Here is a 13,678-nt window from a genome sequence, read left to right as displayed (position 1 = left end):
ATATGTTACAAACTTCCTTCTAAGTGGTCTTTTCCGTTCATCATTCACAGGAATTAAAATGCGAATTTGTTTTGTTAAAAGTACTATTTTCCATCACTCGATGTATTGTCGCGTATTAAGCAACGTCGTTTCTTTGAATTTGCAAAAAAAAACCACATGACAACACTTTAAATCTGAAAATGCTTTCGAAGGGCTGTATCACCTCCTTAAAAACCCTAATGGTAAGCGCTTTCATTAACTGTATATCAAATTACAATTAAAGAAATATATCTGACAAGGAGGAAGAGATCTGTAATTCCTCATTAAAATGAAGATTCGACTCAATTTCACTAAGATGGATGAGAGATAAGCGTTCTGCAAGATCACCGTCCCTTTGCTTAATGGCATTAAAAATTTGCAAATGATCGTGAGAACCACATGTTTCCATTTTACCTCTTCCATAGATTGCTATAATCACATAAGTTAGGGAAATCAAGTCTTCCAGATATTGATAAAAATACGAATTCCCTGCGATTTCAGCTATTTTCAAATGAAAATCCCCAGAGACTTTTAAAGATTCATAAAAATCCAGACTACCATAAATATGTCGTTCTTCTTCTACCAGAGTCTCTAGTTCTTTTAATTGTTCCTCATTATAGAGTCTGCATGCTCTTCGCACTGCTTCCCCTTCTAAGATTCTCCTCATTTCAAATACTTCTTTTGCTTCTTCAATTGTTGAACAGGAGACAAAGGTACCTTTATGCTCTTTAATTTTCACTAATTTTTCATATTCCAATCTGCGCAGAACATTTCGAACAGGGGTACGGCTTACGCCAAACGATTCAGCAAGATCCTTTTCTATGAGTTGCATATTTGGCCGAAGCTTTTGCTGGATAATTGCTTGCTTGATTTTTTTATAGATATCCATTTCTAAACTATTCAACCCTTTATACCTCCCCTCAATGAAGAAATCAAAATTGAATGCAGTATTGTATACAATACTGGGTAAAAAAATTTGAACTGGATTATTGTACTAAATTTTATATGATTGATCATTTAAATTAAGTTGTTTAAAATGCTTCAATCTGTCTGTTTTCAAGGAACATTGCCAAATCTCAAAAGATCTAGCCGCCCTTCCTGTCCCTCAATAAGCAACATTGTTTCAATAAGTGAGTAAAATGTAGCATTTTATTCTATATTTTACATTTTTATACTATCACCACTAATTTAGTTTTTCAACAAAAAATTGTAAAATTCAGAATATTCCTTACTCCTTATTAACATAAAATAAATACTATTATAGCAGGATGCAATTTTTTAACTTAAGCCTATTCCTTTAAGGTAATAACAACTTTTGCACCTCACCACCCCATTATTAATAACCATATAGGAGAAGAGGCTGACCTTGAAAGGCAGCCTATCTGCTGAGAAAAAAGATTTTAATGCAGTAACATTTTACTTCTTAGGATCTTTAAACAAGGTGTATATTGCTTACTTTTATCACTTTTTAACTTTTATAAATGATTTAATTGCTTTTATAGCTGCTTCATAGTTCGGATGTTCCGTAATTTCCGGAACGTATTCAACATACTGTACGATATCATTTTCATCCACAACGAATACTGCACGGCATTCTAAACGATGTTCCTTTATATATGTGCCATAAGCTGTTCCAAATGACATCTTAAAATGATCTGAAAGGGTTTGGACTTCTTCTATTCCTGCTGCTCCACACCATCTTTTTTGTGCAAATGGAAGATCTACACTAATTGTTAACACTTCTACATCATTTCCTAGATTGCTAGCTGATTGGTTAAATTGCCGTGTTTGTGCGTCGCATACTCCTGTATCAAGAGAGGGAACACATGAGATAAGGCGGACTTTCCCTTTTGAATCTTCAAGTGTAACTTTTGAGAGATCGTTTGCTAACACTTCAAAATTTGGCGCTTTATCCCCAACACGAATTTCACTCCCAATCAACGTAACTGGATTTCCAGCAAATGTTACTATACTTGATCTTTCTATAGACATATTATTTTTCCTCCTATTACCTTAGCAATTCTTCTAAAAAAAGTTATCTTCAACGATAAGTAGTATAGCCATAAATTATGTGGTTAAAGGGTTTATCCATGTGTCTAATATATGGGGTACTGTTCAAAGGTTCGTATCATATTACTCCTTAATCATAGTAAGAAGCACTATCACTACTTATTAAAAAGTTTTCAATTTTTTCTTTTACTACGTTCTGAACTGCGTTTTGGACTAAAGTCAATGTTTCAGTCGGTAGTTCCGACCACTCTTTTTCTGTAACATGAATTTCTCGATTAAGAGTTTTTATCATCATATGTTCTAAATCTGTTGCAATATTCACTTTACTGATTCCACCATTAGGAATTTGAATTGCATTCTTTATCATCTCTGAAGGAGTGCCTGAACCGCCATGTAACACTAAAGGTACAGATGTTAATGCACGAATTTCCATTAAACGATCAATATCAATTTTTGGATCTTTAACGAGATAAACCCCATGTGAAGTTCCGATAGAAATCGCTAATGCATCAATACAGGTCTCTTCAACAAACTGTTTTGCTTCTTCAGGCTCTGTAAATAGCTCTTCATCAACGTCGGTTTCAATAAAGTCGGTTGTCCCTATCTTGCCTAATTCAGCTTCTACAGTTACGCCTTTTGAATGTGCATACTCAACAACCTTTTTTGTTATCTCAATATTTTTATAGAATGGTTGCTCTGATGCATCAATCATAACGGATGTAAAACCAACTTCGATGGCTTCTGCAATTACATTGAAATCCTTCGTATGGTCTAAATGTAACACAGCAGGGATCGTAATATTCTCCTCTTGGATCACACGATAAAACTCTCGGCTAAATTCCGCTAAATTAATTCCATATCGTTCCTGCTCCCTCTCAGAAGTTTGAACAATAACCGCAGATTTCTTTTCTTGGGCCGCTCTAAGTATAGGAGCTACCATCTTTGTAGCTCTAGGGGTAAACGAACCGACAGCAAATTGATTTTGCGTAGCTACTGCAAGTACCTTTGTTAATGAACTAACATTGTTTGGTTTTAAATTTACTTTCATTCATTCAAACTCCCTTAAAAATGATTTAACTTATTTCGTTCATTCACGCCCTTTAAGTTACCTAATAAGCAACAGTGTTCCCTTTTAATTTTAAATACTTTTCTGAAAATCCAACATTTCCCCCTCTTTCTTACCCACTATCTGAAAAAAAGCGTCTGTATTTCAATGTACGAGGATTCGGCATCTGACAGCCTCTTTTCAACAAGGGTTTTCTAAATATAACGCTATTACCACGTAAAAAACATTCTCAACAAAGATAAACGAAACCATTTACTTACTAAATTGGCAATTCAAATTAGGCTTCCACTATTGTTTCTGACTTTAATGAATCTTCTTTTTCGGTATCATTGCCAATCGTAAGGGCGATGATTGCTGCTACAATGATGGCTGCAATCATTAATATGAAAGATGAATTGTAAGAACCACCGCTGCTTTCAATCATATATCCCATTAAAAACGGGGCGATAAATCCTGCAATTGATCCGAAACAGTTAACAGTAGATGAACCTGCAGCCATTATTTTCGCAGGCAGTGTGTCAACTACCAGACCCCAGAATGCTCCTTGAGCCAAGAACATGAAGAATGCTGCAACACATTGATACGTAATGACCATTGCAGTTGAAGAAGCTTGAAGCATTAATAATAATGCCAACCCACCAATTACAGCATTAGGAATGAACACCCATTTCCTCTTTCCTTTTACTTTATCTGACAAGTACCCACCAAGAATGATGGAGACTGTACCTACTAAATACGGTAAGGCACTGAAAATGCCAGTATTCATTAAAGAAAGTCCTCTAACATTTATCAGATAAGATGGGAGCCAAGAAGTGAAGCCCCAGAAAGTAATATCAAAGAAGAACCAAATAAGCGCCATTTGCCATAAAATTGGTTTTCTTAAAAGTTCCTTAAAGGAAACTCCTGATTTCTTTTCTTCTTTCGATTTTTCAGTATCAATGTCTTCTTCTAATTCTGCTAGCTCTTCTTTCGTCATTTTAGGATGATCTTTCGGATTATCTTTGAATTTAAACCAGATATACAGACCGAGTATAATGCCCGGAATACCCATTACGATAAAAACTGTACGCCATCCAAATGCCCCAATAATTGCTGCAGCAGCAATAACAGCAATAGCCGGTCCCAACGTATTAACCGTTGACTGAATTCCTGTAGCTGTTCCTCGTTGCTTACTAGGAAAGTAATTAGCTATCCCTTTGTAAGCAGCACCTGGTAAACATGCCTCACCTAAACCGAATACGAATCGAATAAGTAACATAAGTGGATAAGAAAAAATAAAACCAGTCAATGATGTGAAAATTGACCACCAAACAATCGCAATGCTCATCACACGACGAAAGCCAAATTTATCTGATAACATCCCGCCCGGAATTTGGAACAGTGCATACCCCGCAAAGAAAATACTTAACAGTAACCCTTGAGCTGTTGCCGTAAGATTAAGATCTTCACCAATATATGGCAATGCAATAGTGATTACCATTCGGTCCAGGAAAGAAAACAGCCAACATAACCATAATACGAATAAGACAGTATAACGAACTTTCCATTTAGATTTCTTTTTCAGCTGCAGTTGTTTGTTCATTAAACAAAAACCTCCTGAATGATTTCATTTCCATCATGTAAAGTTGTGCCTTTTCTAAACTAGTTACGGTGTTACAGTAAAAACACGGTACATTACCAACTGATAACCTTTATACAAGCGCTTACATTTCATCCATTCCACAAAATAAATCATTAACATACATCGCCATAACTTTTACCGGTGCTAAACTAATTTTATTACCTATTATTTCCGGTCCAATGAAGGACTTCAAATCATCTTTCTCCCCCCTTATAAATAGATTTGAAGAATATTAAAACTGAAGATGTTTAATCAACACTTCCAGTTCCCTAATAAGCAACACCGTTCCTTTCCATAACCAAAAAATTTTGTATAAAAAGAATGATTAGTTATGTCGAACTGTATAACAATCATTGTACTGATTTTTTGTTTTAAGGTACTAGGCAAGAAGGCGTCGCCATAGACTTTATTTCCTAGATAGATTCTTTAGTCCCTTCATTATCGGTTTTCGTTGCTTATTGGGAAACATAGTTTCAACAAAAAATCAAAATCATCTTATTTCTAATATTCTTACCTGAAATGAATTCTAACATGAGCATGAACCACTTTCAAGAAAATTCTGAATTTTTTGTTCTTACCCACTAAAGTTTATGACACAGCCTTTCTCTTTTACTAGTAATGTAATAGTCATTGATATTTTATTGCTTTAATTTCAGATGAACTTATAAAACACCAGCAATTACAAGCTGCCTATTTAACAAAGGAATCATACCGGCTTTACCCTATACAGTCCTCGAACAAAAGAAGGTTCTTTCGCAAACATGACCATGAATACGATGAACATATTGATAGTTACCTTTGTCTTCGGGCGAGCTATTAAAGTGCTCAACAACAAATAAAGAGGGCCATCGCGAGAATAAATCGCCAACAACATCTGTGCAACATGCCAAGTTATCCTATTAAAAATCAGCGCTTAAAACATATGACAAAACCCCACCTGTTCCCATAGCAACTGGTGGGGTTTCTAACTGGCTTCTACATCTACATCAACCGGGAGGTCCATCTTTGCAATCACGTCCTTTCGTTTAAACGGCTAATTTACTGTATTCATCCAACTGATCTTTAGTTAAATTTTTGATGAAATGGTCAATGTTTATCGACTCGATTTCATACCTTTCACAAATCTTTAAATAACTTTCATAAGCTTTGTCATAAATGTTCATCATCTAGATTCCCCCTTCTGTTATATAACAATAAATTTAACTTAATAATAATATATAACAACCTTGTTTTCCCGTCAATGTATTTTTCTGAAAATTCGGTAAGAATTTCATTCTCTTAGTATTTCCCTTATTGTTCTTAGCTAACCGTCTTATAAGAAAAAGCCGCCTTAGCGATAGCTCCGATCATAAAGCAAGAAATAGAATGCCTGTTACATTAACGGCGAATGAATAACGTAAAAAAACAACTCTCCATATAGGAAAGTTGGTTTTTATCATTTCAACGATAGATTATCCAAACAATGCAGTCAGTCATTAGTTGTAACTGCTGCAAGCACACCAGTGTATTTAGTTCTGCCACTAATAGCTTCGCCTAAAATTTAGCCTGTCCAAGGGAGACTCCACAGGCGCCGTGCCTAGAAGGCTCCCGGACCGCCCGCGGAAAACGAGTGTCTAGAGTGGAAAATAAATTGATTTCGGCAAACTCGATCATTATCAGGTTTGCCTACAGTCTGAGCAGGTACTCCGGCCTGCTATTTCTTACATATCAACTAAACAGCGCTTTGTTTGTTCCCTTTTTTGAAGGGGATGGGGTCGGGAGTATTTCTTTTTGTAATATAGGGCTGTATGTATCGACACGACGGTCTCTAAAGAATTGCAGAATTTTTCTAGTCTCTTCTATTTCTTTTAAATCAATTTCTTGGACAATAATTCCTTCTTCCTCATCAAGTGAAGCTAAAATATTCCCGAATGTATCGCTAATGAATGAACCGCCGTAAAAATTCATGTCCTTTTCCTGGCCCACTCGATTTGTCGCAGCAACGAATACACCATTAGAAATGCCATGAGCGGAAATTGCCTTTTCCCAGGATGATCTTGTTGATATCTCGGGATGATCTGGCTCTGAACCAATAGCAGAAGGATAGAATAATATTTCTGCACCTTGTAAGCTCAAAATTCGGGCAACTTCTGGATACCACTCATCCCAGCAAATCCCGACTCCTATTTTTCCATAAGCCGTTTCATAGACAGGATATCCAGTATTGCCTGGAACGAAATAATATTTTTCATGATACTGGGGACCATCCGGAATATGATTTTTTCTTGTAATCCCTAAACATTCCCCATCAGCATCAAATACAGCTGCACTATTAAAATAAATGCCAGCACCTGCTCTTTCGTAAAAAGGGACAATCAAGACAATGGCCAATTCCTTAGCCAATTCACCCATTGCGGCCAATGTACCGCTATCTACATCTTCTGCTAAATCATAATTTTTCACACTAACCGTTTGCGGAAAATATTGCGAAGAAAATAATTCCTGCAAGCAAACGATTTGTGCGCCTTTATTTACTGTTTCTTTTATTTTCCCTATCGTTTTTTGAATATTTTCCGCAATGAATTCCCCGCAATGAATTTGAATAAGCCCAACTTTCACTTTTGACATTTTCTCACTACCTACCTTTTATCATTTTTTATCTTATACGGTTGTGACGACCTGGTTTTCATATACGATCTTTCCATCCATGATCGTCATCTTTACTTCTGTTTCAAGAATTTCCTCTGTTGATATGCTAAATAAATTTTTATTTAATACTGCGATATCCGCTATCTTCCCTGCTTCCAATGTGCCTAATTCCTTTTCTCTGAAAGACCCGAATGCCGGTGTAGCCGTGTAATACTTTAACGCTTCTGCTAATGTTACTCCTTCCGACTCTTGCCACGCCTTCCCGGTTAAATCTTTTCTCGTGATTGCCTGATAAATGCCCATCATGGGATTTAAGGGCACTACAGGAAAATCTGTACCAAAGGCAATTTTTGCACCAGTATCCATGAGTGTTTTGATAGGATAATAAAGTGGTTGTTGTTTTTCACTGATTCTGGCCGTATATGCCTCACTTTCCATTAATTCAATATGTTTAGGTTGAAATGAGGCGATTACATTTAATTCCTTAAAGCGATGAACATCGTCAGGATGCAATACCTCCACATGTTCAATGACATGTCTGGCATCCCTTTCCCCATTTACGTTTCTCGCTTCTTCAAATGCATCCAATGCTAAGCGGACAGCACCGTTACCAATAGCATGGAAACGAATTTGAAATTTTTCCTTATCTGCCTGTTTTACTAATTGTTTAATTGTTTCAGCTGGATAGGTGGTCCCGCCTTTTGTTTCAGGACGGTCTTTGTAATGATCCAATAAAAAAGCAGTATGGCTTGTCACGACGCCATCTATAAATTGTTTTAATCCAGAAAAGGTAAGCTTGTCTGACTGATAATTTTTTTGTAATTCCTTGGCGGCAGCTACATCCATTTTTAACTCCGGCGAAAAGTGAATTCTGGTTGTTAGTAACCCTTCTCTCTCAAATTCCTTAAAAATTTCAAGGTCGTCTAATGGATTCGGAGCAATTTTAGCTCCGTATAAATCATTAACGGATGTGATTCCCAACCTTTTTGTTTCATTAAGAAAACCTTGGAATAGGTTTACACGTTTTTCTTTCGGTAATTTGTATGCATGTTCTGATGCATACCCAATTGCCTGTTCAAATAGGAGGCCTGTCAGTTCCCCATTTTCATCTTTTCCAATTTCTCCATACTCCGGATCTGGGGTATCCTCCGTTAATTGGATCATTTCCATTGCTTTACTATTGATCCATGCGTAATGCACTTCTGCATTGAATAATAAAACGGGACGATCACAAATATATTTATCCAGTGTCGTTCTATGTGGCAGCACTTTATTCTTCCAATTGGTATGATCCCAGCCAACACCGAATATCCACTCATCATTTGGTCTCGTTTCTGCAAATTCGGCTACTATTTTGGCTGCATCTTCTTCTGAAGCTGCATCATATAATTTGGCACTATCCTTCTGTAAAATGCTTCCCATCATAATGTGCATATGAAAATCATGAAATCCCGGAATGATCAGCCCCTCTTCGAAGTCATACACCTTTGTTTGATCTCCAAGGAATGACATTATATCTTCTTTAGAACCGATTTTAATCATTTTATTATCTTTAATAGCGATAGCTGCCTGTATAGGCTCATCTTGTAATCCAGTAAAAACATGTTGACCAGAAAGAATGATGTCTGCATTTACCATTATTATTATCCTCCTTGATGCATAAAGCTTTTATGCTTGAATTTCTTTTTCAATCGCACTATCAATAGAAAGCTCTGGCGGCCGCTTACTAAACATTTTCGTATTTGAAAGCAGCATGATGACACCTATTCCGAACCATCCTAGTCCGAGTAAGAGTGCCTTTGAATCAAGACTGGTCCATAACCAAATTGTGAAACTCGTACCAATCAGCGGCAATATTAGGTATTTCAGTGCATTAATTCCGTTTCGCTGTTTTTCTCTAATAAAATAATGGGAAATAACCGAAAGATTGACAAAAGTAAATGCAACAAGCGCCCCAAAGTTAATAAAGGATGAGGCTGTCACTAAATCAACAAATAAAGCAGATAAAGCAAAAATACCCACTAAGATGATGTTGTGTGTTGGAGTTTGAAATTTCGGATGAATATGACCAAATATTTTCTTTGGAAGAACTCCATCTCTTCCCATCGCATACAAAAGCCGCGAAACACTTGCATGAGCTGATAAACCGGAAGCCAGCCCACCGGTAATGTATCCTGCTAGAAAAATAGATTGAAATAAATGACCCCCGATGTACATGGCAATTTCCAAGGATGCGGAATCTGGGTCTTTAAAGGCTTGGAAATTCGGGTAAACAAGGTGACTGATGTATGAGATGGCGACAAACAGACCTCCTCCTATTAATGCGACGAGGAAAATGGCCTTTGGTATCATTTTTTTCGGATTAATGGTCTCCTCCGAAAATGTGGTAACAGCGTCAAATCCTAAAAAAGATAAACATAAAATGGAGGATCCTGCCAATACTAAAGATAGCGGTATATCGCCATTCACGAATGGAGAACTCATGAATAATGTTTCTGAACCCATTCCGTTAAGTACCCCTTTAATCGAGAGGAATGTAAATATAACGATTATTAAAAATTGAAAGGCAACTAATAATAGATTTATTTTTGTTGCTATTTTCACTCCAATTATATTTACAGCGGTGATTAAAATGACAAAGGCAATTAACCAGACGGAAAAGGGAACGGATGGAAAATACGCGTTTAAGTAAATGGCGATCAATAATCCATTGATCATTGGCAAAAATAAATAGTCCAATAGGATGACCCATCCCACTAAGAATCCAAGGTGAGGATTAAGGGCCTTTTGAGTAAATGTATAAGCAGAACCGGCAACAGGGTAGGCCTTGACCATTTGACCATAACTATAGGCTGTAAACAACATACCAACCAAAGCTACGATATAAGCAGCCGGCACCATCCCTTTCGTTATTTCCGCAACAACTCCATAAGTAGAAAAAACTGTTGTAGGTGCCATATAGGCCAATCCAAATAGCACTAAAGGAAATACTGTTAACGAACGTTTTAACTTTGCATTCTCCATGTATCACTCCACCCTTATTCGTGATTAATTAACTTATATGCAAATACCATACCAAGTGGGGATTATTGGTATTTTTCCTGCAATTTCAATATACAGATTATTCGATGAATTAAAAGGTTTATGCAATTCTACATCAATTATTTAATATTGCATAATCAGTCTTCAGGAACATGTTATGGGAACTCATTTTTCAATAATTTTTCTAATTCAGCTAGCCGTCCTCGGCGCTCACTATCGTATATGTAAAAAATATCTATTCATTAAGTCATATATTAAGAGAAAAAAAATAGCTGGGCCGTTTATTATTTTACTAATGCCCTCGCTGCATTAAGGATTCAGGGAAAAAGTTGATGAAGGAATCAAAATGCACACATAACACCGTCCTATTAACGGACGGTGTTTAACTTATCAAAGTCAGCAACAATAAAGTCATTTAAAAGTTAAATTGTACCTTTCATTCTAATTACTTTCACACCTAACTCAGATTTAAGTTCTAGCATTGCTTTTTTAAAAAAACAATTGCTTGCTTGTTACTTGGTGACACACGAAGGGGTATTCATCAACTCCATTGTTTTTAAAGAACTTCAATCCCTTTAACTTTTGAGTTATAATTAATGTTTTCCTTTTCCGTACCCATTTACTTATATACACAATATTAAGTACTTTTCCCTTGGTTCTAAAAGAAAAAGCGATTACCTGGTATAGGAACCGCCTTCAACTATCTTTGCAAAGTCATCAAGAGTAGTTGAATACTTGATATAAATTCGTGGTAAAAGATAAAGTTCGTCTTTAATGCCCTTCTCAGAAAATAGTTCAGGAGTTGTCGTAAGTCCAAACAAATAATATTTCTTCGTTTCTTCTACGACTTTGTCATTGAAATTTCCGTATGGATACGCAAGAGCATTAACTGGTTTGCCTGTTATTTTTTGAATTTTATCTTTGGACCCTTTCAGTTCATATTCATAATTTTTTATTTCCGTCAAATCAGGATGTGTAGCCGTATGAGACTGGATTGAGATTATACCCGAATCAGCCATCATTTTTAAATCCGATTTCGATAATCGGTTTGAACGACCGATAAATTCAGAAATAACAAAAATGGTACCACTTGGTTTAAAACGTTCGTTTTCAAGTTTTTGAAAGATAGCAAATGCATTCAGATTGTTTTTGTATCCGTCATCAAAGGTAATGAAAATGGGTTTATTTTCTTTATAAATGTCTTGCCAACGATCAAAAGTTAATAATGTGTAGCCATGGTCTTTTAAATAAATCATTTGTTTCTGGAAATTATCAGGAGTTACATATAGCTCCTTAGAACCCTGCCCAGTAAACTCGTCAATCGAGTGATAAATTAAAATTGGTACTTTTCGTTGAGCAAAAACTTGTGATGGAAGAATTAAGATAAGAAGACATAAGAAAAACATTACAACCTTTTTCATAAAATTCCTCGCTTTGCATCCTTTTTATTTCTTTTCATTTTATGGTGCCTCAAAAGCATAGTTCTATTATGATTTCTCCCATATTTGATTCTATCTCCCATTGATCAATGGTGATTTTGATAATCCCAAATGAAAAACAAATTTCTTAAAACACTAAAGAATCGGACTAAATGCCACATTAGCTCTATAAGAAAATTCTTGTTCACTAATTCAAGTTAATTTTATCGATTTCAATTTTGTAGAAATCTAATTCTTCACTTTAGGTGAAGGCCCGACGTTTCCAGCTGACGCCATATTTAACACAAAATGGTCAAGAAGAGATGAAAAGGCCAGAGTATCTAGTGCTTTATTCTTTATTGGCAGGTTCATATGTTGGACCAGTTACAGCCCCAATCGTTACGGTTTATATATATCAATATTTTGGTTGGCAAGCTGCATTTTATATTTTTGGATTAATAGGAATATTCATTGCGGGTGTATGGTATGTTTTTACCCGAGACTATTCTGAAATTCACAAATTAGTGAATAATCAAGAAAAAGAATATATACTTGAAGACAGAGAAATTGTTGATACTGCCAAAGTTAGAGCACCATGAAATACTTTTCTGAAAATCTATAGATTTTGGTCGTTAGGATTGCAATATTTTGTTGTTTTATATCTTATTACTTTCTTTTTAGTTTGGTTACCTACCTATCTACTGGAAGATAGAGGATTCTCATTAAGTAAAATGGGGTTTTCTGCAAGCTCCCTTGGTTAGCATAGGATTCATAGTAGTGTGTTCATGGGCTTCTGCTACAGACTTAGGCAGAAACTATTCAGGTTCCGTTTCAGGTTGGATGAACTTGTGGGGAAATCTAGGCGCATTTGTATCACCGTTATTATGTGGATGGTTAGCAGAAAATTTCGGATGGAATATCACACTCGGAGTAACTGTAATCCCTGTAGCTATATTGTTGTTTGTAAAACCGGATACTTCATTACTAAATAATATTGAGGAGTGAATAATGTGAATTATTTGGTATTTCAAATGGATTTAGAAGTTGGGAATCCAGAAGAGAATAGGAAAATCATTGAACGTTGGTTAGAAGCTAACTACAGTGATGATTTAGACGTTGCAGTATTTCCTGAAATGTGGTCTACGGGTTATGCGTTAGAAGAATTGAAAGAAATCTGCAAAGTGGATGGTAATCAATCAATTGAATTTCTACAATCACTAGCTAAGAAGTTTACTGTAAACTTGGTGGGTGGCTCAATTGCCGTACTAGAAGGTCAAGATATCTTTAATCGTGCAGTTATTGTAAATCGAATGGGTGAGATTGTTCATACATATGACAAGATGCACCTTGTTCCGATGTTAGATGAACCCAAGTTTTTAACAGGCGGTCATAATCAAGTGGAAGTATTTGAACTTGAAGGTGTGAAAATGGGGATTATTATTTGTTACGATTTACGATTCCCTGAAATTATTCGTGACTTAGCATTACAAGGTATTCAAGTGTTACATATCGTAGCAGAATGGCCACTCGCAAGGGAGAAACATTGGAATACGTTACTTCGTGCGCGCGCAATTGAGAACCAAATGTATGTTGTTGCATCAAATGTAACGGGAACAAAGTTAGGGGTGGAATTCGCAGGCTGCTCACAAATTGTAGATCCATGGGGAGATATTGTTCAAAAATTAGACCAAGAAGTTGGTGAATTAAAGGCAACTTTAGAATTAGAAAAAGTACCTCAAATAAGAAAAGACGTTCCCATATTCGATTCCAGAGTACCTGAAAAGTATAGAAAGTTATAAAGTAGAAGCTACTCCAGAGATACAATCTGGAGTAGCTTTTCTGTTTAAATTCTTTTTGTATAACAAAGCATAAGTT

Annotated in this window: 11 protein-coding genes; 2 read left to right on the top strand and 9 right to left on the bottom strand. The window is 36.0% G+C overall.

Features of this window, described 5'->3' with window-relative positions; translation table 11 throughout:
* Positions 1 to 256: 256 nt before the first annotated feature.
* The 9 genes from AC0VX1_RS04890 to AC0VX1_RS04850 all read right to left on the bottom strand — a co-directional run bounded on the left by AC0VX1_RS04890 (position 257) and on the right by AC0VX1_RS04850 (position 11,806).
* Positions 257 to 922, bottom strand: coding sequence for a GntR family transcriptional regulator (locus AC0VX1_RS04890; RefSeq protein WP_230134720.1), 666 nt, complete (start codon positions 920 to 922; stop codon positions 257 to 259).
* Positions 923 to 1,479: 557 nt separating this feature from the next.
* Positions 1,480 to 2,010: a thiol peroxidase gene (gene tpx / locus AC0VX1_RS04885; protein ID WP_283930081.1), complete on the bottom strand. Its 531-nt coding sequence runs from the start codon at positions 2,008 to 2,010 to the stop codon at positions 1,480 to 1,482.
* A gap of 148 nt (positions 2,011 to 2,158) precedes the next feature.
* A complete protein-coding gene (locus AC0VX1_RS04880; RefSeq protein ID WP_475470156.1) occupies positions 2,159 to 3,076 on the bottom strand; it encodes a class II fructose-bisphosphate aldolase in 918 nt (305 codons plus the stop codon).
* A 295-nt stretch (positions 3,077 to 3,371) separates the two neighbouring features.
* The gene (locus tag AC0VX1_RS04875) at positions 3,372 to 4,676 is read right to left on the bottom strand and encodes an MFS transporter (RefSeq protein WP_475470154.1); all 1,305 of its coding nucleotides are present in this window, start codon (positions 4,674 to 4,676) and stop codon (positions 3,372 to 3,374) included.
* Between the two features lie 1,064 nt (positions 4,677 to 5,740).
* Positions 5,741 to 5,881 carry a hypothetical protein gene (locus AC0VX1_RS04870; RefSeq protein ID WP_153246179.1) on the bottom strand — a complete coding sequence of 47 codons (141 nt, stop codon included), beginning with the start codon at positions 5,879 to 5,881 and terminating at the stop codon, positions 5,741 to 5,743.
* Between the two features lie 541 nt (positions 5,882 to 6,422).
* The gene (locus AC0VX1_RS04865) at positions 6,423 to 7,322 is read right to left on the bottom strand and encodes a carbon-nitrogen hydrolase (RefSeq protein ID WP_475470151.1); all 900 of its coding nucleotides are present in this window, start codon (positions 7,320 to 7,322) and stop codon (positions 6,423 to 6,425) included.
* A 33-nt stretch (positions 7,323 to 7,355) separates the two neighbouring features.
* Entirely contained in the window at positions 7,356 to 8,981 is a 1,626-nt protein-coding gene (locus AC0VX1_RS04860) for an amidohydrolase (RefSeq protein WP_475470150.1), read from the bottom strand.
* Positions 8,982 to 9,011: 30 nt separating this feature from the next.
* Positions 9,012 to 10,367 carry an APC family permease gene (locus tag AC0VX1_RS04855; protein ID WP_413022535.1) on the bottom strand — a complete coding sequence of 452 codons (1,356 nt, stop codon included), beginning with the start codon at positions 10,365 to 10,367 and terminating at the stop codon, positions 9,012 to 9,014.
* Between the two features lie 692 nt (positions 10,368 to 11,059).
* Positions 11,060 to 11,806, bottom strand: coding sequence for a polysaccharide deacetylase family protein (locus AC0VX1_RS04850; protein WP_475470147.1), 747 nt, complete (start codon positions 11,804 to 11,806; stop codon positions 11,060 to 11,062).
* A 320-nt stretch (positions 11,807 to 12,126) separates the two neighbouring features.
* On the opposite strand from AC0VX1_RS04850, the gene AC0VX1_RS04845 reads away from it, so the two are divergent.
* Both AC0VX1_RS04845 and AC0VX1_RS04840 read left to right on the top strand, forming a co-directional pair.
* Positions 12,127 to 12,402, top strand: coding sequence for an MFS transporter (locus AC0VX1_RS04845; RefSeq protein WP_475470145.1), 276 nt, complete (start codon positions 12,127 to 12,129; stop codon positions 12,400 to 12,402).
* Positions 12,403 to 12,813: 411 nt separating this feature from the next.
* Positions 12,814 to 13,602 (top strand): carbon-nitrogen family hydrolase, encoded by a 789-nt coding sequence (locus tag AC0VX1_RS04840; RefSeq protein ID WP_440439851.1) that lies wholly within the window; start codon positions 12,814 to 12,816, stop codon positions 13,600 to 13,602.
* The last annotated feature ends 76 nt before the right edge of the window (positions 13,603 to 13,678 follow it).

Source organism: Peribacillus sp. QJM3NY_7 (assembly GCF_056173225.1).
Note: the sequence above shows the minus strand (reverse complement) of the source record. Positions and strands in the feature narration are given on the sequence as shown.